Annotated in this window: 18 protein-coding genes; 11 read left to right on the plus strand and 7 right to left on the minus strand. The window is 59.6% G+C overall.

Annotated elements, in window-relative coordinates; genetic code table 11:
* Window positions 1-86: 86 nt before the first annotated feature.
* From nuoG to PSH97_RS18465, 10 genes are all read left to right on the plus strand, one after another.
* Window positions 87-2,801, plus strand: coding sequence for an NADH-quinone oxidoreductase subunit NuoG (nuoG, locus tag PSH97_RS18420; protein WP_305446157.1), 2,715 nt, complete (start codon window positions 87-89; stop codon window positions 2,799-2,801).
* The gene (gene nuoH, locus PSH97_RS18425) at window positions 2,798-3,805 is read left to right on the plus strand and encodes an NADH-quinone oxidoreductase subunit NuoH (protein WP_007905066.1); all 1,008 of its coding nucleotides are present in this window, start codon (window positions 2,798-2,800) and stop codon (window positions 3,803-3,805) included. Before nuoG ends, nuoH begins: the two co-directional genes overlap by 4 nt.
* 12 nt (window positions 3,806-3,817) lie before the next feature.
* On the plus strand, window positions 3,818-4,363 hold the full coding sequence (gene nuoI, locus PSH97_RS18430) for an NADH-quinone oxidoreductase subunit NuoI (RefSeq protein ID WP_019648466.1): 546 nt from the start codon (window positions 3,818-3,820) through the stop codon (window positions 4,361-4,363).
* 9 nt (window positions 4,364-4,372) lie between these two features.
* Complete coding sequence (nuoJ, locus tag PSH97_RS18435) at window positions 4,373-4,876, plus strand: NADH-quinone oxidoreductase subunit J (RefSeq protein ID WP_007905076.1); 504 nt, start codon at window positions 4,373-4,375, stop codon at window positions 4,874-4,876.
* Between the two features lie 2 nt (window positions 4,877-4,878).
* Window positions 4,879-5,187, plus strand: a complete 309-nt coding sequence (gene nuoK, locus PSH97_RS18440; protein WP_007946416.1) for an NADH-quinone oxidoreductase subunit NuoK — start codon at window positions 4,879-4,881, stop codon at window positions 5,185-5,187.
* Window positions 5,184-7,037, plus strand: a complete 1,854-nt coding sequence (gene nuoL / locus PSH97_RS18445) for an NADH-quinone oxidoreductase subunit L (RefSeq protein ID WP_305446158.1) — start codon at window positions 5,184-5,186, stop codon at window positions 7,035-7,037. The genes nuoK and nuoL overlap by 4 nt, the downstream gene beginning before the upstream one ends.
* A gap of 40 nt (window positions 7,038-7,077) precedes the next feature.
* Complete coding sequence (gene nuoM, locus PSH97_RS18450) at window positions 7,078-8,610, plus strand: NADH-quinone oxidoreductase subunit M (protein ID WP_253544860.1); 1,533 nt, start codon at window positions 7,078-7,080, stop codon at window positions 8,608-8,610.
* 7 nt (window positions 8,611-8,617) lie between these two features.
* Entirely contained in the window at window positions 8,618-10,081 is a 1,464-nt protein-coding gene (nuoN, locus tag PSH97_RS18455; protein ID WP_305446159.1) for an NADH-quinone oxidoreductase subunit NuoN, read from the plus strand.
* Between the two features lie 307 nt (window positions 10,082-10,388).
* Complete coding sequence (locus PSH97_RS18460) at window positions 10,389-10,739, plus strand: type II toxin-antitoxin system RelE/ParE family toxin (protein ID WP_052967031.1); 351 nt, start codon at window positions 10,389-10,391, stop codon at window positions 10,737-10,739.
* Window positions 10,729-11,043: a helix-turn-helix domain-containing protein gene (locus PSH97_RS18465; RefSeq protein ID WP_030130910.1), complete on the plus strand. Its 315-nt coding sequence runs from the start codon at window positions 10,729-10,731 to the stop codon at window positions 11,041-11,043. The genes PSH97_RS18460 and PSH97_RS18465 overlap by 11 nt, the downstream gene beginning before the upstream one ends.
* Before the next feature lie 185 nt (window positions 11,044-11,228).
* Here the strand turns inward: PSH97_RS18465 and PSH97_RS18470 are convergent, their stop codons facing one another.
* Genes PSH97_RS18470 through PSH97_RS18495 form a run of 6 tightly spaced genes read right to left on the minus strand, consistent with a single transcriptional unit; the run spans window position 11,229 to window position 17,166 of the window.
* Window positions 11,229-12,971 carry an ABC transporter substrate-binding protein gene (locus PSH97_RS18470; RefSeq protein ID WP_305446160.1) on the minus strand — a complete coding sequence of 581 codons (1,743 nt, stop codon included), beginning with the start codon at window positions 12,969-12,971 and terminating at the stop codon, window positions 11,229-11,231.
* A 48-nt stretch (window positions 12,972-13,019) separates the two neighbouring features.
* Window positions 13,020-13,292, minus strand: a complete 273-nt coding sequence (locus PSH97_RS18475) for a DUF2160 domain-containing protein (protein WP_258622733.1) — start codon at window positions 13,290-13,292, stop codon at window positions 13,020-13,022.
* A 10-nt stretch (window positions 13,293-13,302) separates the two neighbouring features.
* Window positions 13,303-14,103: a carbohydrate ABC transporter permease gene (locus PSH97_RS18480; RefSeq protein WP_046047472.1), complete on the minus strand. Its 801-nt coding sequence runs from the start codon at window positions 14,101-14,103 to the stop codon at window positions 13,303-13,305.
* 8 nt (window positions 14,104-14,111) lie between these two features.
* A complete protein-coding gene (locus PSH97_RS18485; protein ID WP_305446161.1) occupies window positions 14,112-14,978 on the minus strand; it encodes a carbohydrate ABC transporter permease in 867 nt (288 codons plus the stop codon).
* Entirely contained in the window at window positions 14,975-16,072 is a 1,098-nt protein-coding gene (locus PSH97_RS18490) for an ABC transporter ATP-binding protein (RefSeq protein WP_305446162.1), read from the minus strand. The genes PSH97_RS18485 and PSH97_RS18490 overlap by 4 nt, the downstream gene beginning before the upstream one ends.
* A complete protein-coding gene (locus PSH97_RS18495; protein WP_030130905.1) occupies window positions 16,072-17,166 on the minus strand; it encodes an ABC transporter ATP-binding protein in 1,095 nt (364 codons plus the stop codon). Before PSH97_RS18495 ends, PSH97_RS18490 begins: the two co-directional genes overlap by 1 nt.
* Window positions 17,167-17,595: 429 nt before the next feature.
* On the opposite strand from PSH97_RS18495, the gene PSH97_RS18500 reads away from it, so the two are divergent.
* Window positions 17,596-19,446: a sigma-54-dependent Fis family transcriptional regulator gene (locus PSH97_RS18500; protein WP_305446164.1), complete on the plus strand. Its 1,851-nt coding sequence runs from the start codon at window positions 17,596-17,598 to the stop codon at window positions 19,444-19,446.
* A 107-nt stretch (window positions 19,447-19,553) separates the two neighbouring features.
* Here PSH97_RS18500 and cysS read toward each other — a convergent pair whose 3' ends face one another.
* Window positions 19,554-20,936 carry a cysteine--tRNA ligase gene (gene cysS, locus PSH97_RS18505; RefSeq protein WP_305446166.1) on the minus strand — a complete coding sequence of 461 codons (1,383 nt, stop codon included), beginning with the start codon at window positions 20,934-20,936 and terminating at the stop codon, window positions 19,554-19,556.
* Between the last annotated feature and the right edge of the window lies 1 nt (window position 20,937).

Genomic DNA, 20,937 nt, shown 5'->3' on the forward strand with positions numbered 1-20,937 from the left:
CCGTAAACGGCTGTGTTGATTCACGCGAATAACAAGATTCCATTAGCCACGCCCGCTGACACCGGGCCAACGAAGAACTTTGAACCATGGCCACTATCCACGTAGACGGCAAAGAGCTCGAAGTCGATGGGGCAGACAACCTGTTACAGGCGTGTCTGTCGCTAGGCCTCGATATCCCTTATTTCTGCTGGCACCCAGCCCTTGGCAGCGTTGGCGCTTGCCGCCAGTGCGCGGTCAAGCAGTACACCGACGAGAACGACAAGCGTGGTCGGATCGTCATGTCCTGCATGACCCCCGCCACTGACGGCAGCTGGATCTCCATCGACGACGAAGAAGCGAAAGTGTTTCGCGCCAGCGTCGTTGAATGGTTGATGACCAACCACCCTCACGACTGCCCGGTCTGTGAGGAAGGCGGTCACTGCCACCTGCAAGACATGACGGTGATGACCGGCCACAACGAGCGCCGTTATCGCTTCACCAAGCGCACCCACCAGAATCAGCAATTGGGGCCGTTCATTTCCCACGAAATGAACCGCTGCATCGCTTGCTATCGCTGCGTGCGCTTCTATAAGGACTACGCCGGCGGCACCGACCTCGGTGTGTTCGGCGCCCACGACAACGTGTACTTCGGTCGCGTTGAAGACGGCACCCTCGAAAGCGAGTTCTCCGGCAACCTCACCGAGGTCTGCCCGACCGGTGTGTTCACCGACAAGACTCACTCCGAGCGCTACAACCGTAAGTGGGACATGCAGTTCTCGCCGAGCATCTGCCATGGCTGCTCCAGCGGTTGCAACATTTCCCCGGGCGAGCGTTACGGCGAACTGCGTCGCATCGAAAACCGCTTCAACGGTTCGGTGAACCAGTACTTCCTGTGCGACCGTGGCCGTTTCGGTTATGGCTATGTCAACCGCGAAGATCGCCCGCGTCAGCCACTGCTGGCCAATGGCGCCAAGCTGAGCCTCGACGAAGCGCTGGATAAAGCTGCTGACCTGCTGCGCGGTCGCAATATCGTCGGTATCGGTTCGCCGCGCGCCAGCCTCGAAAGCAACTACGCGTTGCTGGAACTGGTCGGCGCCGAGCACTTCTACTCCGGTATCGAAGCCGCTGAACTTGAGCGCATTCGTCTGGTTGTGCAGGTGCTCAAAGACAGCCCGCTGCCAATCCCGAACATGCGCGACATCGAAGATCACGATGCGATTTTCGTCCTTGGCGAAGACCTGACCCAGACTGCTGCGCGTATGGCCCTGGCCCTACGTCAATCGGTCAAGGGCAAAGCCGAAGACATGGCCGACGCCATGCGCGTTCAGCCGTGGCTCGATGCCGCGGTGAAGAACATCGGTCAGGACGCGCTGAACCCGCTGTTCATCGCCAGCCTGGCTGAAACCAAGCTCGACGACGTGGCGGAAGAATGCGTTCACGCAGCGCCAGACGACCTGGCCCGCATCGGTTTCGCCGTGGCTCACGCCCTCGATGCCAGCGCGCCGGCCGTTGAAGGCCTGGACGCTGAAGCCCTCGAACTGGCTCAGCGCATCGCCGATGCCCTGCTCGCTGCCAAGCGCCCATTGATCATTGCCGGTACCTCGCTGGGTTCCAAGGCGCTGATCGAAGCCGCGGCGAACATCGCCAAGGCCCTGAAGCTGCGCGAGAAGAACGGTTCCATCAGCCTGATCGTGCCAGAGGCCAACAGCCTCGGCCTGGCCATGCTCGGTGGTGACTCGGTCGACGCAGCCCTGCAAGCGGTGATCGACGGTAAGGCCGACGCCATCGTCGTGCTGGAAAACGATCTATACACCCGCACCGACAAAGCTAAGGTCGATGCTGCTCTGAACGCCGCGAAAGTGGTGATCGTAGCGGACCACCAGAAGACCGCCACCACCGATCGCGCGCACCTGGTTCTGCCAGCCGCCAGCTTCGCTGAAGGCGACGGTACGCTGGTCAGCCAGGAAGGCCGCGCGCAGCGTTTCTTCCAGGTCTTCGACCCGACTTACCTCGACGCAAGCATTCTGGTTCACGAAGGCTGGCGCTGGCTGCATGCCCTGCGTTCGACCCTGCTGAACCAGCCGATTGACTGGACCCAACTGGACCACGTCACCGCTGCCGTTGCTGCAAGCAAACCGCAACTGGCGCGCATCGTCGATGCCGCACCGTCCGCCGCGTTCCGCATCAAAGGCCTGAAACTGGCTCGCGAACCGCTGCGTTACAGCGGCCGGACCGCCATGCGTGCCGACATCAGCGTGCACGAACCGCGTACTTCCCAGGATAACGACACCGCGTTCTCGTTCTCCATGGAAGGTTACTCGGGCTCGGCCGAGCCGCGTCAGCAAGTGCCATTCGCCTGGTCTCCGGGCTGGAACTCGCCGCAAGCCTGGAACAAGTTCCAGGACGAAGTCGGTGGTCACATCCGCGCGGGCGACCCGGGCACTCGCCTGATCGAAAGCACCGGTGATTCGCTGAACTGGTTCGCCAGTGTTCCGCGCGCGTTCAACCCGGCGCCGGGCACCTGGCAGGTCGTGCCGTTCTTCCACCTGTTCGGCAGTGAAGAGAACTCTTCCAAAGCCGCACCGGTTCAGGAACGCATCCCGGCCGCTTACGTGTCGCTGGCCAAGTCCGAAGCCGATCGCCTGGGCGTTAATGACGGTGCCCTGCTGAGTCTGAACGTGGCCGGCCAGACCCTGCGTCTGCCGTTGCGCATCAACGAAGAGCTGGGTGCTGGCCTGGTCGCATTGCCGGCCGGTATCGCCGGCATTCCGCCAGCGATCTTTGGCAAATCCGTTGATGGTCTGCAGGAGGCAGCGCTATGACCTTGTTCACTCCTGAAGTGATCGACGTAATCATCGCGGTCCTCAAGGCCATCGTGATTCTGCTCGCCGTTGTGGTGTGCGGCGCGCTGCTGAGCTGGGTCGAGCGTCGTCTGCTCGCCCTCTGGCAGGACCGTTACGGTCCGAACCGCGTCGGCCCGTTCGGCGCGTTCCAGATCGCCGCCGACATGATCAAGATGTTCTTCAAGGAAGACTGGACCCCGCCGTTCGCCGACAAAGTGATCTTCACGTTGGCGCCGGTCGTGGCCATGAGCGCCTTGCTGATTGCCTTCGCGATCATCCCGATCACCCCGACCTGGGGCGTGGCGGACATCAACATCGGCATCCTGTTCTTCTTCGCCATGGCCGGTCTGTCGGTCTACGCGGTGCTGTTCGCCGGCTGGTCAAGTAACAACAAGTTCGCCCTGCTGGGCAGCTTGCGGGCTTCGGCACAAACCGTGTCGTACGAAGTGTTTATGGGCCTGTCGCTGATGGGCATCGTGATCCAGGTTGGCTCGTTCAACATGCGTGACATCGTTGAATACCAGGCGCAGAACCTGTGGTTCGTCATTCCGCAGATCTTCGGTTTCCTGACCTTCTTCATCGCTGGCGTCGCCGTGACTCACCGTCACCCGTTCGACCAGCCGGAAGCGGAACAGGAACTGGCCGACGGTTACCACATTGAATACGCCGGCATGAAATGGGGCATGTTCTTCGTCGGTGAGTACATCGGCATCGTGTTGATTTCAGCGCTGCTGGTGACCTTGTTCTTCGGTGGCTGGCACGGTCCGTTCGGCATTCTGCCGCAGATCCCGTTCATCTGGTTTGCACTGAAAACCGCGTTCTTCATCATGTTCTTCATCCTGCTGCGCGCCTCGATTCCGCGCCCACGGTATGACCAAGTGATGGATTTCAGCTGGAAGTTCTGCCTGCCGCTGACCCTCGTCAACATGCTGGTGACCGCTGCGGTCGTGTTGCTCAACACGCCCGCCGTCGCGGCTCAGTGAGGATAGAGAATCATGAAGTACATTTTTGACATCGTGCATGGCTTCTTCACCCAGCTTCGCAGCCTGGTGATGATTTTTGGCCACGCCTTCCGCAAGCGCGACACGCTGCAATACCCGGAAGAGGCGGTATACCTGCCGCCGCGTTTCCGTGGCCGTATCGTCCTGACCCGCGACCCCGACGGCGAAGAGCGTTGCGTAGCTTGCAACCTGTGCGCCGTGGCGTGCCCGGTCGGTTGCATCTCGCTGCAGAAAGCTGAAACCGATGACGGTCGCTGGTACCCGGAGTTCTTCCGTATCAACTTCTCGCGCTGCATTTTCTGCGGCCTCTGCGAGGAAGCCTGCCCGACCACCGCGATCCAGCTGACACCGGATTTCGAGATGGCCGAGTTCAAACGTCAGGACCTGGTGTACGAGAAAGAAGATCTGCTGATCTCCGGCCCCGGCAAAAACCCTGATTACAACTTCTATCGTGTTGCAGGTATGGCGATTGCCGGTAAGCCGAAAGGCGCCGCGCAGAATGAAGCCGAACCGATCAACGTGAAGAGCTTGCTGCCTTAAGGAAGAAAGATGGAATTCGCTTTCTATTTCGCATCGGGTATCGCTGTTGTGTCCACGCTTCGCGTGATCACCAACACCAACCCCGTGCACGCCCTGCTCTACCTGATCATTTCGCTGATCGCCGTGGCCATGACGTTCTTCGCCCTCGGCGCACCGTTTGCCGGTGTACTGGAAGTGATCGCCTACGCCGGCGCCATCATGGTGCTGTTCGTGTTCGTGGTGATGATGCTGAACCTGGGCCCGGCCTCGGTTCAGCAAGAGCGTGTCTGGCTCAAGCCCGGTATCTGGCTGGGCCCGGTCGCACTCGGCACCCTGCTGCTGGTTGAACTGCTGTACGTGCTGTTCAGCGACGCCAGCGGTCAGGCCATCGGCCACACCACCGTAGACGCCAAGGCCGTGGGCATCAGCCTGTTCGGTCCGTATTTGCTGGTGGTCGAACTCGCCTCGATGCTGCTGCTCGCCGCAGCCGTCACGGCGTTCCACTTGGGCCGCAACGAAGCCAAGGAGCAATGACGATGCCTGCTATCCCTATGGAGCATGGTCTGGCGGTTGCCGGCATCCTGTTCTGCCTCGGTCTGGTCGGCCTGATGGTCCGGCGCAACATTCTTTTCGTGCTGATGAGCCTGGAGGTCATGATGAATGCCTCCGCGTTGGCGTTCATCGTTGCCGGTAGCCGTTGGGCGCAGCCGGATGGACAGATCATGTTCATTCTGGTGATCAGCCTGGCAGCCGCCGAGGCCAGTATTGGCCTGGCGATTCTGTTGCAGCTGTATCGCCGCTTCCACACTCTCGATATCGACGCTGCCAGCGAGATGCGCGGATGAACCTTCTCTATCTGACTTTCGTATTCCCTCTCATAGGTTTCCTGCTGCTGGCGTTCTCACGCGGTCGCTGGTCGGAAAACCTTTCGGCGCTGATCGGCGTCGGCTCCATTGGCCTGTCGGCAATCGTTACTGCTTACATAATCTGGCAGTTCAACGTTGCGCCCCCTGAAGGCGGTCACTACACCCAAGTGTTGTGGCAGTGGATGGCGGTGGAAGGCTTCACGCCTAACTTCGCGCTGTACCTGGATGGTCTGTCCCTGACCATGCTCGGTGTGGTGGTTGGCGTGGGCTTTCTGATCCACCTGTTCGCGTCCTGGTACATGCGCGGTGAAGCCGGTTACTCGCGCTTCTTCGCCTACACCAACCTGTTTATCGCCAGCATGCTGTTCCTGGTCCTGGCCGATAACCTGCTGTTTGTGTACTTCGGCTGGGAAGGCGTGGGCCTGTGCTCGTACCTGTTGATCGGTTTCTACTACAGCAACCGCAACAACGGTAACGCGGCACTCAAAGCCTTCATCGTAACCCGCGTCGGCGACGTGTTCATGGCCATCGGCCTGTTCATCCTGTTCCAACAGTTGGGTACGCTGAACATTCAGGAACTGCTGGTCAAGGCGCCTGAGCACTTCAAGGCCGGTGACTTCTGGATCGTTCTGGCGACCCTGATGCTGCTGGGCGGCGCTGTCGGTAAATCCGCGCAACTGCCGCTGCAAACCTGGCTGGCGGATGCGATGGCCGGCCCTACCCCGGTTTCGGCACTGATCCACGCCGCGACCATGGTGACCGCCGGTGTCTACCTGATCGCCCGTACCCACGGTCTGTTCGCCCTGGCGCCGGATATCCTGCACCTGGTGGGTGTGGTCGGTGGCGTGACGCTGATGCTGGCAGGTTTTGCCGCACTGGTTCAGACCGACATCAAACGTATCCTCGCCTACTCGACCATGAGCCAGATCGGCTACATGTTCCTGGCCTTGGGCGTCGGCGCATGGGAAGGCGCGATCTTCCACCTGATGACCCACGCCTTCTTCAAGGCGCTGCTGTTCCTTGCGTCCGGTTCGGTGATCGTTGCCTGCCACCACGAGCAGAACATCTTCAAGATGGGCGGCCTGTGGAAGAAACTGCCACTGGCCTACGCCAGCTTCATCGTCGGCGGCGCGGCCCTGGCGGCCTTGCCGCTGGTGACCGCGGGCTTCTACTCCAAGGATGAAATCCTCTGGGAAGCGTTCGCCAGCGGTAACCAGGGTCTGCTTTATGCAGGTCTGGTCGGTGCCTTCATGACCTCGCTGTACACCTTCCGCCTGATCTTCATCGCGTTCCACGGTGAAGCGAAGACCGAAGCGCACGCCGGTCACGGCATTGCTCACTGGCTGCCACTGTCGGTGCTGATCGTACTGTCGACGTTCGTCGGCGCGATGATCGTTCCGCCGCTGCACGGTGTCCTGCCAGAAAGCGTCGGCCATGCCGGCGGCGAAGCCAAGCACAGTCTGGAAATCGCCTCGGGCGCCATCGCCCTGGCCGGTATCCTGCTGGCCGCGCTGCTGTTCCTCGGCAAGCGCCGCTTCGTCACCGCCATCGCCAACAGCGGCATCGGCCGCTTCCTTTCGGCCTGGTGGTTCGCTGCCTGGGGCTTCGACTGGATCTACGACAAACTGTTCGTCAAGCCTTACCTTGCGATCAGCCACATTCTGCGCAAAGACCCGCTCGACCAGACCATCGGTCTGATCCCGCGTATGGCCAAAGGCGGTCACACCGCCCTGAGCCGCACCGAGACCGGTCAACTGCGTTGGTATGCCGCCTCGATGGCTGCTGGTGCCGTGCTGGTAATCGGCGCCGTCGTGCTGGTAGCGGTCTGACTATGAACCTTGCGAACTTGCGAAAGGAAACGAGCCCGTCATGATTCTGCCCTGGCTAATCCTGATCCCCTTCATCGGCGGCCTGCTGTGCTGGATGGGTGAGCGCTTCGGCGCCACCCTCCCCCGCTGGATTGCGCTGATCACCATGTCCCTGCTGCTCTCCCTCGGCCTCTGGCTGTGGGCCAACGGTGACTATTCATTTGCTCCGGCACCGGGTGCCGATCCGACCTGGGTGATTGAGTTCAAACACGTCTGGATCCAGCGCTTCGGCATCAACGTGCACTTGGCCCTCGACGGCCTGTCGCTGTTGATGATCCTGCTGACCGGCCTGCTGGGTGTCCTCTCGGTACTCTGCTCCTGGAAAGAGATTCAGCGTCACGTGGGCTTCTTCCACTTGAACCTGATGTGGATCCTGGGCGGTGTCGTCGGCGTGTTCCTCGCCCTCGACCTGTTCATGTTCTTCTTCTTCTGGGAAATGATGCTGGTGCCGATGTACTTCCTCATCGCGCTCTGGGGTCACAGTTCTTCGGACGGCAAGAAAACCCGGATCTACGCAGCGACCAAGTTCTTCATCTTCACTCAGGCTTCCGGCCTGATCATGTTGGTGGCGATCCTGGGGCTGGTACTGGTCAACTTCAACGACACCGGCGTGATTACCTTCAACTACGCCGACCTGTTGAAAACCAAGATGTCGATGACCACCGAGTACATTCTGATGCTCGGCTTCTTCATCGCCTTCGCGGTCAAGCTGCCCGTGGTGCCGTTCCACTCCTGGTTGCCTGACGCTCACGCCCAGGCACCGACCGCGGGTTCCGTGGACCTGGCCGGTATCTTGTTGAAGACTGCGGCGTATGGCCTGCTGCGTTTCGCCCTGCCGTTGTTCCCGAATGCCTCGGCCGAGTTCGCGCCGTTCGCCATGGCCTTGGGTCTGATCGGGATCTTCTACGGTGCGTTCCTGGCCTTCGCGCAAACCGACATCAAGCGTCTGATTGCCTTCTCGTCCGTTTCCCACATGGGCTTCGTGCTGATCGGCATCTACTCCGGCAGCCAACTGGCGCTGCAGGGCGCAGTGATGCAGATGCTGGCGCACGGTCTGTCGGCCGCGGCACTCTTTATCCTCTCCGGTCAGCTGTACGAGCGTACCCACACCCGCGATATGCGCGAGATGGGTGGCCTGTGGTCGAAGATTGCCTACCTCCCGGCTCTGAGCCTGTTCTTCGCCGCCGCATCACTTGGCTTGCCGGCGACCGGTAACTTTGTCGGTGAGTTCCTGATCCTGATCGGCACCTTCGCCAGCGCCCCATGGATCACTGTGATTGCGACGTCCGGCCTGGTGTTCGGTTCGGTGTACTCGCTGATCATGGTCCACCGTGCCTTCTTCGGCCCGTCGAAATCGGACGCGGTGTTGCATGGCATGGACGGTCGCGAACTGATCATGGTGGTTGGACTTGCGGCGCTGCTGATCTACATCGGCGTGTACCCGCAACCGTTCCTCGATACCTCTGCCGCGACGATGCATGGCGTGCAGCAGTGGCTCGGCACCGCCTTCACTCAACTCGCTTCGGCCCGGTAAGAGCGCTATGGAATTCACGACTCAACACTTTATCGCGCTTGCGCCGTTGTTGATCACCAGCGCCACGATCATCGTGGTGATGCTGGCTATCGCATGGCGCCGCAATCACTCACAGACCTTCCTGCTGTCGGTGGCAGGTCTGAACCTGGCGCTGCTGTCGATCCTGCCAGCCCTGAAAGTCGCGCCGCTGGCCGTGACTCCGTTGCTGCAGATCGACACCTTCGCCTGCCTGTACATGGCGCTGATCCTGGTCGCCACCCTCGCCTGTGTGACTCTCGCCCACGCCTACCTGGGCGATGGCGGTTCGGGTTACCCGGGCAACCGTGAAGAACTTTATCTGCTGATCCTGATGGCCGCCGCCGGTGGCCTGGTACTGGTCAGCGCGCAGCACCTGGCCGGGTTGTTCATCGGTCTGGAACTGCTCTCGGTACCGGTCTACGGTCTGGTGGCGTATGCCTTCTTCAACAAGCGCTCGCTGGAAGCCGGTATCAAGTACATGGTGCTGTCGGCCGCCGGTTCCGCGTTCCTGTTGTTCGGCATGGCCCTGCTCTACGCCGACGCTGGCAGCCTGAGCTTCAACGGCATCGGTCAGGCCCTCGCGGCCACCGGTCTGCCAAGTTCTCTGGCTCAACTGGGCCTGGGCATGATGCTGATCGGCCTGGCGTTCAAGTTGTCGCTGGTACCGTTCCACCTCTGGACCCCGGACGTTTACGAAGGTGCTCCGGCACCGGTGGCAGCGTTCCTGGCCACTGCGTCGAAAGTCGCTGTGTTCGCGGTGATGGTGCGTCTGTTCCAGATCTCGCCAGCGGCGAGCAGTGGCGTGCTGAGCGATGTGCTAACCATCATCGCCATCGCGTCGATCCTGTTCGGTAACCTGCTGGCACTGACCCAAAGCAACCTCAAGCGTCTGCTGGGTTACTCGTCCATCGCTCACTTCGGTTACCTGCTGATCGCCCTGGTGGCGAGCAAAGGCCTGGCCGTGGAAGCCATCGGCGTGTACCTGGTCACCTACGTGATCACCAGCCTCGGCGCGTTCGGTGTGATCACCCTGATGTCCTCGCCGTACAACGGCCGTGACGCGGATGCCCTGTACGAATACCGCGGCCTGTTCTGGCGCCGTCCGTACCTGACCGCCGTCCTGACCGTGATGATGCTGTCCCTGGCCGGTATCCCGCTGACCGCGGGCTTCATCGGCAAGTTCTACATCATCGCCACCGGTGTCGAATCGCATCAATGGTGGCTGGTCGGCTCCCTGGTACTGGGCAGCGCCATCGGCGTCTTCTACTACCTGCGTGTGATGGTCACCCTGTACCTGATGGAACCGAACCTGCGTCGCCACGATGCCCAGCTGCACTGGGAACAACGTGCAGGCGGCGTGATGCTGCTGGCGATTGCCGTACTGGCATTCTTCCTCGGCCTGTACCCACAGCCGCTGCTGAACCTGGTTCAACAGTCGGGGTTGGCGGGTTGATCGCTTAAGCGATACTCGGTAGAAAACAGAAACGGCACCTTCGGGTGCCGTTTTTGCGTTTGGGGGACAAGATCAAAAGATCGCAGCCTTCGGCGGCTCCTACAGGGTATTGCGTACGCTTTTGATCCTTATTGCCCTCCCCTCTCCTCCCCAATATCCAGAATCGCCTCGCGGGTGAATCAGCCGCGTCCTACATCCCCATCCTGCCTTCGCCTTTAACGTAATGACTTGACCGAATTGGGCAGGAACAGAAGCCTTGACCTATTCGATTCTTGTGATAGAAATATACGCAGGTAACGTACAGAACATGGACGCTCTTTTTATCGAATTACCCGTATTTCAAAAGCATCGAAGTGACTACCTGGATGACGATCTGTTTCACCGGTTCCAGCAGGAGCTGCTGCAAAACCCGGAAGCGGGAGATGTCGTCGAAGGCACCGGAGGTCTGCGCAAAATTCGAGTGGTGGATGAGCGGCGAAACAAGGGCAAGCGCGGTGGGCTGAGGGTGATTTATTACTGGTGGTCCGGTTTCGACCAATTCTGGCTCTTTACCTTGTATGGCAAAAACGAGCAGGACGATCTGACGCCACAACAGAAAAAACTGCTTAAAGAAATGCTTTATCGAGAAATCAAAGCGAGAACGAGCGATGAAACGTGACATTTTTTCCGAGCTGGTAGAGGGGTTTGAAGCCTTGGCCGATGAGCGCCAAGGTAAAGTCACACTCCGTACACACAAAGTAAAACTGGCCAAGCTCGCCCCGATCACCGCAGAGGAAGTGGTTGGCATCCGCCAGCAACTGAATCTCTCCCGGCCGGTGTTTGCGATGTACTTGCGCACCAACACCCGGACGCTGGAGAACTGGGAGCAAGGACGGGCGAAACCTAATGCTCAGGCGACAACACTGATCCGGCTGGTTGAGCGTTTTCCGGAGACGGTTCAACAACTGGCGGCGCTGACCTGAAGTGCCCGCGGTGTTTTCAATGACACCTTCGCAAGCAAGCCCGCTCCCACAGGGGATCTCCAGTGAACACACCATTGGGGAACTACTACGATTAACTGCGTGTGGGTTTGTTCGTGAAGGCAGCCCATCAGGCACAAAGCAAAACGGCACCTTTCGGTGCCGTTCGCGTTTCACATTACATTCGATTACTTACGCGCTGCCTCCCACGATTTCAGCAGTTCGGCATAGCTCACGGTTTCGCCTTTAGGCTTCTCGTCCGCCAGTTTCGCTTTCGGCGCACCCGGCTGATCGAACCAGTACTGCGCATCCCGCTCAGGATTCATTTTCGGCCCGCAGGTCGGTTGTACCTTGGAGCGTTCCAGTCGGGTCATGATCGCATCCTGATCCTTGGCCAGACCGTCCAGTGCCTGTTGTGGCGTTTTCTCGCCACTGGCCGCTTCGGCGATGTGGCTCCACCACAGTTGCGCCAAACGAGGATAGTCCGGTACGTTGGTCCCGGTCGGGGTCCATTGCACGCGGGCCGGGCTGCGATAGAACTCCACCAGACCACCGAGTTTCGGCGCCAGGTCGGTCATGGCTTGCGAGTTGATGTCCGACTCGCGGATCGGGGTCAGGCCGACAATGGTTTTCTTCAGGGATACGGTTTTCGAGGTCACGAACTGCGCGTACAGCCAGGCCGCGAGTTTTTGCTTTTCAGGCGTGGACTTGAGGAAGGTCCAGGAACCGGCGTCCTGATAACCGAGCTTCATGCCCTCCTCCCAGTACGGACCTTTCGGCGAGGGTGCCATGCGCCATTTTGGCGTGCCGTCGGCGTTCATCACCGGCAGGCCCGGTTTGGTCATGTCGGCGGTAAACGCGGTGTACCAGAAGATCTGCTGGGCGATGTTGCCCTGGGATGGCACCGGGCCGGACTCGGAGAAGGTCATGCCTGCCGCTTCCGGTGGCGCGTATTTTTTCATCCAGTCGACGTATTTGGTGGTCGCATACACCGCCGCCGGGCCGTTGGTATCGCCACCGCGGGTTACGCTGGAACCAACCGGATGGCAGTCTTCGACACGGATGCCCCACTCGTCCACCGGCAAGCCGTTGGGAATGCCCTTGTCGCCAGCGCCGGCCATGGAGAACCAGGCGTCGGTGAAGCGCCAGCCGAGGGACGGGTCTTTCTTGCCGTAGTCCATGTGGCCGTAGACGCGTTTGCCATCGATTTCCTTGACGTCTTCGCTGAAGAACTTGGCGATGTCTTCATAGGCCGACCAGTTCACCGGTACGCCCAGTTCATAGCCGTATTTTTCTTTGAATTTCGCTTTCAGATCCGCACGCTCGAACCAGTCAGCGCGGAACCAGTAGAGGTTGGCGAATTGCTGGTCGGGCAGTTGATAGACCTTGCCGTCCGGCGCGGTGGTGAACGAGATGCCGATGAAGTCTTTGATGTCCAGCGTTGGCGAGGTGTAGGCCTTGCCTTCGTTGGCCATCAGGTCGGTGATCGATTCGGTTTTGCCATAGCGAAAGTGCGTACCGATCAGGTCCGAGTCGTTGACCCAGCCGTCATAGATGTTTTTGTCCGATTGCATCTGGGTCTGCAGCTTTTCTACCACGTCGCCTTCCTGCAGCAGGTCGTGGGTCAGCTTGATCCCGGTGATCTCGGTAAACGCCTTGGCCAGCACTTTGGATTCATATTCGTGGGTCGCGATAGTTTCCGAAACCACCTTGATGTTCATCCCGCGAAACGGCTCGGACGCCTTGATGAACCACTTCAACTCTTCCAGCTGCTGTTCAGCAGTCAGGGTGGACGGTTTGAACTCGCTGCCAATCCATTTCTTGGCGGCGTCTTCATAGGCATCGGCCCAGGCCGCAGCGCTCAACCCGCTGAGTGCCAGCATGGCTGCCAATGAAACGCTATGTCGCAGCTTATTGTTTTTGTCGAACATAGAGACCTCCTGTTTGAGTTTGGGAGCAACATTGCCGATCGATGTCGACTAGCCCCAGCGCATCACAGCCAACAGCCACACCAGGGACAACGCGAACGCTACCCAGATGCTCCAGTCGGTGACGCCGATCACCAGCAAATGCAGGTAGGCGCTGCCGAGAAGACCGATAAACAACCGATCACCACGGGTGGTGGCAATCGGCAAAAAGCCACGCCGAGGGACACTCGGCGAACGCAACTCCCAGGTCGTCATGCCGGTCAGGATCAAGGCAATGACGCTGAAGAACGCCGCCGTGGGGCCAGTCCAACTCATCCATTCCATCATCAGTTCCTCATACCCGGCCCAGAGCAAAGCCCTTGGCCACGTGGTTGCGAACAAACCAGATCACCAGCATGCCCGGCAGGATGGTCAACACCCCCGCCGCCGCCAGCACACCCCAGTCGATGCCGGACGCCGAGACCGTGCGGGTCATCACCGCCGCGATGGGTTTGGCGTTCACCGAAGTCAGGGTTCGCGCCAGCAGCAGCTCGACCCAGGAAAACATGAAGCAGAAAAACGCCGTGACGCCGATCCCGGAGCCGATTAGCGGGACGAAGATCTTCACGAAGAACTTGGGGAAACTGTAGCCGTCGATGTAGGCGGTTTCGTCAATTTCCTTGGGAACGCCGGACATGAAGCCTTCAAGAATCCACACCGCCAACGGCACGTTGAACAGGCAATGGGCCAATGCCACCGCGATGTGGGTGTCGAACAGCCCGATCGACGAGTACAACTGGAAAAACGGCAGCAGGAAAACTGCCGGTGGTGCCATGCGGTTGGTCAGCAGCCAGAAAAACAGGTGTTTGTCACCGAGGAAACGATAGCGCGAGAACGCATACGCCGCCGGCAGCGCCACACTCAGAGAAATCACCGTATTCAGGCTCACGTAGTACAGCGAGTTGAGGTAACCGGTGTACCAGCTCGGATCGGTGAAGATCACCTTGTAGTTGGCGAAGGTGAAATCCTGAGGAAACAGCGTCAGACCGCTGAGGATTTCGGTGTTGCTCTTGAAGGACATGTTCAGCAGCCAGTAGATCGGCACCAGCAGGAACAGGATGTAGATCAGCAGTGGAATCAGCTTTCTCTTGCTCATGGCGGGCCTCACCGATTGGCGTCAGAGTGAGTCATGGCGGTGTAGAACAGCCACGACACCAACAGGATGATCAGGAAGTACACCAGCGAGAAAGCCGCCGCCGGACCGAGGTCGAATTGCCCGATGGCCATTTGGGTCAAGGTCTGACTCAAGAAGGTCGTGGCATTGCCCGGGCCGCCCCCCGTCAGAACGAACGGCTCGGTGTAGATCATGAAGCTGTCCATGAACCGCAGCATCACCGCGATCAGCAGCACGCTCTTGAGCTTGGGCAACTGGATGTGTCGGAAAACCGCCCAGGCCGACGCCCGATCAATCCGCGCCGCCTGGTAATACACGTCCGGAATTGCCCGTAGCCCGGAGAAACACAACAGCGCCACCAGCGACGTCCAGTGCCACACGTCCATCACCAACACCGTGACCCAGGCGTCCATGGTGTTGGACGCATAGTTGTAGTTGATGCCCATGGCATTGAGGCTCGAACCGAGCAACCCGATGTCGGCCCGGCCGAAAATCTGCCAGATGGTGCCGACCACGTTCCACGGGATCAGCAGCGGAATCGCCAGAATAATCAGCACCAGCGACGACCAACGGCCCTTGATCGGCATGGTCAGGGCGATGGCGATGCCCAACGGGATTTCGATCAGCAACACGCAGCCGGAGTAGATGAACTGGCGCAGCAACGAGTCATGCAACCGTGGGTCGAGCAGCACCTGCTTGTACCAGTCGGCGCCGACAAAGTAGCGGCTGGACTGGTCGAAAATGTCCTGCACCGAGTAGTTGACCACGGTCATCATCGGGATCACCGCACTGAATGCCACCAGCAGGAACACCGGTAACACCAGCCACCAGGCCTTGTTGTTCTGCACCTTGCTCATGGCAGCACCTCCAGCAGGTAATCATCGGCATAGACCATCAGCCATTGCGCCGGAAAACTGATGTACGCCGTGCCTTCGGGTACCGGTTTGTCTTCGGCCAGGCGTACTTTGAGCGGCGCACCGTCGAGGTTCAGGGTCATGATCTTGTAAGTGCCAAGGTCTTCGACGTGTACGACCTGTGCCTGCATCGCGTCATCAAAGGGCTCGTCCCACACGTGAATGAACTCCGGACGGATGCCGACTTTCAGGGTTTTCCATTCGGACTCGGCGATTCGTTTCTGCATCGCGTCAGACAACGGCAAGTGAGTCCCGGCAAAACCGACACCACCGGCTTGCGGCTGGACCTCGATCAGGTTCATCCCCGGACTGCCGATGAAATAACCGACAAAGGTGTGGCTCGGTCGCTCGAACAATTCCCGCGGCGTACCGAACTGCACGATCTGCCCGCCATACATCACCGCGATCTTGTCAGCGAAGGTCGAAGCTTCGAGCTGATCGTGGGTGACGTAGACCATGGTGATGTTGAACTGCTCGTGGATCTGCTTGAGCTTGCGCCGCAGCTTCCACTTCAGGTGCGGGTCGATCACCGTCAGTGGCTCATCGAAGAGGATCGCCGACACGTCATCGCGCACCAGCCCACGACCCATGGAGACTTTCTGTTTTTCATCGGCGGTGAGGTTGCGCGCCTTCTTGGACAGCAATGCCTGGAGGTCGAGGACTTCCGCGATTTCGTGCACCTTGGTGTGAATTTTCGCCTCGTCCATACCCTGATTGCGCAATGGAAAGGCCAGGTTATCGAACACCGTCATGGTGTCGTAGACCACCGGAAACTGGAAAACCTGGGCGATGTTGCGCTTTTCCGGGGTCAGTTCGTTGACCACTTTACTGTCGAACAGCACCTGGCCCTGAGACGGGCTGAGCAACCCGGAAATGATGTTGAGCAAGGTCGACTTGCCGCACCCCGAAGGCCCGAGCAACGCATACGCACCGCCCTGCTCCCAGACGTGGTCCATCTCGCGGATCGCGTAATCCTCAGGTCCGGTCGGCGTCGGGGTGTAGCTGTGGGCAAGGTTCTGCAAACGGATTTCGGCCATCAGGCAACCCTCGCAATGCGGCGACCAGGCGCCTGAACCAGCCGCCCCTGCATATCGAACACAAACAGTTTATGGGTCGGGATATAGATGCGAATCGGCGCGTCGACGTCGTATTCGTGCACCCCCGGCAAGTGCAGCACCAACAGGAAATACTCGTTGCGCACGTGCAGGAAGGTTTCCGAACCGCTGATCTCGGCCACCTCGACGGTTACCGCCAGTTCCAGATCGTCGTCGTTGCTCGGCACCAGCGAGATATGGCTGGGGCGCACGCCAAAACGGAACTCCCCCTCGCCCACCGGTCGCAGATCGACGTTCAACGGAAAGTGCACAAAATTGGCGAAACTGACTTCGTTGCCGGCGATGCGCCCCGGCATCAGGTTGATCGGCGGCTCGGAGAACAGCTCCGCCGCCAGCACGGTTTGCGGCTGGTGATAGACCTCAGAGGACTTGCCGCTCTGAATCACCCGGCCTTCGTGAAGAATCGTGGTGGTGCCGCCCAGTGCCAGGGCTTCGTTGGGCTCCGTAGTGGCATAAATCGCGATGGTGTGCCGGGCCTTGAACAGCTCGCGCATTTCCTGGCGCAGTTCTTCGCGCAGCTTGTAGTCGAGGTTGACCAGTGGTTCATCGAACAGAATCAGCTCGGCATCCTTGACCAGCGCCCGGGCCATGGCTGTGCGTTGTTGCTGACCGCCCGAGAGCTCCAAAGGATAACGCTGGAGGAATTTCTCGATGCGCAGCATCTTCGCGGTTTCCAGCACTTTGCTCTGAATCAGCTCATTGGAAACACCGGACTGACGCAGCGGCGAAGCGATGTTCTCGAACACCGTCATGGTCGGGTAATTGATGAACTGCTGATAAACCATCGATACATTGCGCAAACGCACCGGGCGCTGGGTGACGTCGACGCCGTTCATCAGGATGCGGCCGCTGTCGGGCTTGTCCAAACCTGCCATCAGGCGCATGAGGCTGGTTTTGCCGGACAGCGTGCGACCGAGCAAAACATTGAACGATCCGGGTTCGAAGTTAAGGCACGCATCGTCGATCCAGGTCTGGCCCTCGACGGTGCGGCTGACGTGCTCCAGGATTAGTGACATGGCTCGGCCTTTTTATTATTGGAGTCAAGCGACCGGAGCACTACAGCGACATTCGTGCCAGAAATTCCAAGCGGTTGATCTGGCTTGAAATTCTTTCAAATGAGATAAAAACAGCGTTCGTTGCTGAACAGAAATGAACAACCACGCCTGAACAACTGAACAATCCGGCGGTTGACAATGAACAATAGTGAACAACACTCTACGGATGCTTTAGCAAGACGATTACTCGAATCCCCCACATTCTGTGTAGCAGCTGGCGAAGCCTGCGTTCGGCGACGCAGTCGTCGTAAGACTTGTTTGCGTGGGTCGTCCTGATACAACCGCGACGCCTGATTCACGACGACTACGTCGCCGAACGCAGGCTTCGCCAGCTGCTACATGAATCGTGTTACTCATAACAAAAATAATAATGCTCAGAGATCGACTGCCATGGCCGCACCTGCCCCGCCGCTCTCCCACGACGCCATCATCCAGGACTCCTGGTCCCGCTGCCGCGCGTTCGGGCTCGATCATCAGAGCGCGCCGGCGTTCGATCAGCTGCCGGCCGATGGCATCGCCCAGTTGCTGGAGAGCCAGCACTCACTGGTGCAGACCACCCATCAGGAAGTTCTGCCGTATTACGAGAACATCCTCAGCAACTCCAATTGCCTGATCATGCTTGCCGATAATCAGGGCCAGGTGCTGACGTCCTGGGGTACCCAGCGTTTCATCGAGCCGAGCCTGACTCGCGGTTTCAGCGCCGGCGCCAGCTGGATGGAGCGTTGCAGCGGGACCAACGCCATCGGTACTGCGTTGGCCTGCGAGCAGGCCGTGCACATCGAGCATGACGAACACTTTCTCAAGGCCAACCGCTTCATGACCGGCTCCGCCGCACCGATTTTCGATGCCGAGCGCAAGGTGATCGCGGTACTGGATGTGTCCAGCGACAGCTACCTGCCGCCGTCGCACACCTTGGGCATGGTCAAGATGATGAGCCAGACTGTGGAAAACCGGCTGATCCTCAACCTGTTCCATGGCCAGCATTTCCAACTGACTTTCAACACCGGGCTGAATAACCTCGACAGCCAATGGGCCGGGTTGCTGATCTTCGACGAAACCGGTCAGGTGCTGTCGGCCAATCGCCGGGCCGACAACTTGCTGGGCATCAGCCTGTCGCGGGTCAGCGTCGAAAGCTTGTTCAAAGTCTCATTGCTGGAGTTGCTGAACCAGCCGGACGGCCTGCCGTTTGCCCTGCAAGCCTCGGGGCGCAACCGTTTTCAATGCCTGTTGAAACGGCCGAAACAGGCGCCGATTCATGCTCGACTGTTTTCTGAACCCAAGAGCGCCGAACCCACCGTGGCGACGCCTGCCGCCATCAGCCTCAATACCCTGCATTTTGGCGACAGCCGCGTGGAAAAAGCCGTGCGCCAGGCCGAGCGCTTGCTGGAAAAAGACATTCCGCTGTTGATCCACGGGGAAACCGGGGTCGGCAAGGAAGTCTTCGTCAAAGCCCTGCACCAGGCCAGTTCACGCAGCAAACAGCCGTTCATTGCCGTCAATTGTGCAGCGATCCCCGCCGAACTGGTGGAATCCGAGCTGTTTGGCTACGAGAAAGGCGCATTCACCGGCGCCAATCAGAAAGGCAGCATCGGGCTGATCCGCAAGGCCGACAAAGGCACCCTGTTCCTCGATGAAATCGGCGACATGCCGCTGCCGACCCAGGCCCGACTGTTGCGGGTATTGCAGGAGCGTTGCGTGCAACCGGTGGGCAGCAGCGAGCTGTTCCCGGTGGACATTCGGATTATTTCGGCGACCAACCGCTCGTTGCGCGAACAGGTTCAGCTGGGGCGGTTTCGTGAGGATTTGTATTACCGCATTGGTGGTTTGACCCTGGAACTGCCGCCACTACGGGAACGCAGCGATAAACAAGCACTGTTCAAGCGCTTGTGGGAACAGCATCGCGAACCGTCGCAGTGGGCCGGGTTGAGCCCCGAAGTGATGGAGCTGTTCAGTCGTCATCCGTGGCCGGGGAATTTGCGCCAGGTGAGCAGTGTGATGCAGGTGGCGTTGGCCATGGCCGAGGAACAACCCGTGCGGCCGGAGCATTTGCCGGATGATTTTTTTGTCGATCTGGAGATGGAGCCGGTGGATTCGCCGGAGCCGATAGCGGTTGATTTGAATGATGCCGAGGCATTGAATCGGCAGTTGCAGGCGGCTGGGGGGAATATTTCGCACCTGGCGCGGCGGTTGGGGGTTAGTCGCAATACCCTTTACAAGCGATTGCGTCAGTCAGGCGACTGATCATTCCCACGCTCCGCGTGGGAATGCAGCCCGGGACGCTCTGCGTCCCAAGAGCCGAACTCGGAGCGTCCGTTGAGGCATTCCCACGCGGAGCGTGGGAACGATCATCAGTCAGCTAGACGCCAGGTCGTCCCGCCCTTGCCGTCTTCCAGCACCACGCCCATGGCGGTGAGCTGGTCGCGGATGCGGTCGGATTCGGCCCAGTCCTTATTGGCACGAGCCGTCAAACGAGCCTGGATCAGTGCATCGACTTGCGCCGCATCAACCCGCCCTTCGGCACCGGCCTGCAGGAAGTCATCGGCCTCAAGCTGCAACACCCCCAGCACACTCGCCAATTCTTTCAAACGAGCCGCCAGACCGGCCGCCGCATCGAGATCACTCTCGCGCAGACGGTTGATCTCGCGAACCATCTCGAACAGCACCGCACAGGCTTCCGGGGTGCCGAAGTCGTCGTTCATCACCTGAGTGAAACGCTCGACAAAGGCTTCGCCACCCGCCGGTGCCACGTTCGGCAGGCCTTTCAACGCATGGTAGAAACGCTCGAGTGCGCCTTTGGCGTCCTTGAGGTTGTCTTCCGAATAGTTGATCGCGCTGCGGTAGTGGCTGGACACCAGCAGGTAACGCACGACTTCCGGGTGGTACTTTTCCAGCACGTCGCGAATGGTGAAGAAGTTGTTCAAGGACTTGGACATCTTCTCGCCATTGATGCGAATCATGCCGCAATGCATCCACGTGTTGGCGTAGGTCTTGCCGGTGGCCGCTTCGCTCTGGGCGATTTCGTTTTCATGGTGCGGGAACTCGAGGTCGCTGCCGCCGCCATGAATGTCGAAGGTCTCGCCGAGGCAGCAGGTCGACATCACCGAGCATTCGATGTGCCAACCCGGACGACCGTCGCCCCACGGCGATGGCCAGCTCGGCTCGCCCGGCTTGGCGCCTTTCCACAGCACGAAATCCAGCGGGTCCTGCTTGGACTCGTCGACTTCGATCCGTGCGCCGATGCGCAGGTCTTCGATTTTCTTGCGAGACAGCTTGCCGTAGCCCATGAACTTGGCGACGCGGTAGTACACGTCGCCATTGCCCGGTGCGTAGGCGTAGCCCTTGTCGATCAGGGTCTGGATCATCGCGTGCATGCCGGCGATGTGGCCGGTGGCGCGCGGTTCCATGTCGGGCTTGAGGATGTTCAGGCGCGACTCGTCTTCGTGCATCGCCGCGATCATGCGCTCGGTCAGCGCTTCGAATGACTCGCCGTTTTCACGGGCGCGATTGATGATCTTGTCGTCGATGTCGGTGATGTTGCGCACGTAGGTCAGGTCGTAACCGCTGAACCGCAACCAGCGGGTCACCAGGTCGAACGCGACCATGCTGCGGCCGTGGCCCAGGTGGCAGTAGTCGTATACGGTCATCCCGCACACGTACATGCGCACTTTGTTGCCATCCAGCGGCTTGAAGACTTCTTTGCTCTTGGTGAGCGTGTTGTAGATCGTAAGCACG

Source organism: Pseudomonas cucumis, assembly GCF_030687935.1.
Classification (GTDB): domain Bacteria; phylum Pseudomonadota; class Gammaproteobacteria; order Pseudomonadales; family Pseudomonadaceae; genus Aquipseudomonas; species Aquipseudomonas cucumis.

What these genes read in the sequence shown, in the direction of transcription:
- nuoG (WP_305446157.1), top strand. Translation starts at nt 87, where the DNA reads ATGGCCACTATCCACGTAGACGGCAAAGAGCTCGAAGTCGATGGGGCA.
- nuoH (WP_007905066.1), top strand. Translation starts at nt 2,798, where the DNA reads ATGACCTTGTTCACTCCTGAAGTGATCGACGTAATCATCGCGGTCCTC.
- nuoI (WP_019648466.1), top strand. Translation starts at nt 3,818, where the DNA reads ATGAAGTACATTTTTGACATCGTGCATGGCTTCTTCACCCAGCTTCGC.
- nuoJ (WP_007905076.1), top strand. Translation starts at nt 4,373, where the DNA reads ATGGAATTCGCTTTCTATTTCGCATCGGGTATCGCTGTTGTGTCCACG.
- nuoK (WP_007946416.1), top strand. Translation starts at nt 4,879, where the DNA reads ATGCCTGCTATCCCTATGGAGCATGGTCTGGCGGTTGCCGGCATCCTG.
- nuoL (WP_305446158.1), top strand. Translation starts at nt 5,184, where the DNA reads ATGAACCTTCTCTATCTGACTTTCGTATTCCCTCTCATAGGTTTCCTG.
- nuoM (WP_253544860.1), top strand. Translation starts at nt 7,078, where the DNA reads ATGATTCTGCCCTGGCTAATCCTGATCCCCTTCATCGGCGGCCTGCTG.
- nuoN (WP_305446159.1), top strand. Translation starts at nt 8,618, where the DNA reads ATGGAATTCACGACTCAACACTTTATCGCGCTTGCGCCGTTGTTGATC.
- PSH97_RS18460 (WP_052967031.1), top strand. Translation starts at nt 10,389, where the DNA reads ATGGACGCTCTTTTTATCGAATTACCCGTATTTCAAAAGCATCGAAGT.
- PSH97_RS18465 (WP_030130910.1), top strand. Translation starts at nt 10,729, where the DNA reads ATGAAACGTGACATTTTTTCCGAGCTGGTAGAGGGGTTTGAAGCCTTG.
- PSH97_RS18470 (WP_305446160.1), bottom strand. Translation starts at nt 12,971, where the DNA reads ATGTTCGACAAAAACAATAAGCTGCGACATAGCGTTTCATTGGCAGCC.
- PSH97_RS18475 (WP_258622733.1), bottom strand. Translation starts at nt 13,292, where the DNA reads ATGGAATGGATGAGTTGGACTGGCCCCACGGCGGCGTTCTTCAGCGTC.
- PSH97_RS18480 (WP_046047472.1), bottom strand. Translation starts at nt 14,103, where the DNA reads ATGAGCAAGAGAAAGCTGATTCCACTGCTGATCTACATCCTGTTCCTG.
- PSH97_RS18485 (WP_305446161.1), bottom strand. Translation starts at nt 14,978, where the DNA reads ATGAGCAAGGTGCAGAACAACAAGGCCTGGTGGCTGGTGTTACCGGTG.
- PSH97_RS18490 (WP_305446162.1), bottom strand. Translation starts at nt 16,072, where the DNA reads ATGGCCGAAATCCGTTTGCAGAACCTTGCCCACAGCTACACCCCGACG.
- PSH97_RS18495 (WP_030130905.1), bottom strand. Translation starts at nt 17,166, where the DNA reads ATGTCACTAATCCTGGAGCACGTCAGCCGCACCGTCGAGGGCCAGACC.
- PSH97_RS18500 (WP_305446164.1), top strand. Translation starts at nt 17,596, where the DNA reads ATGGCCGCACCTGCCCCGCCGCTCTCCCACGACGCCATCATCCAGGAC.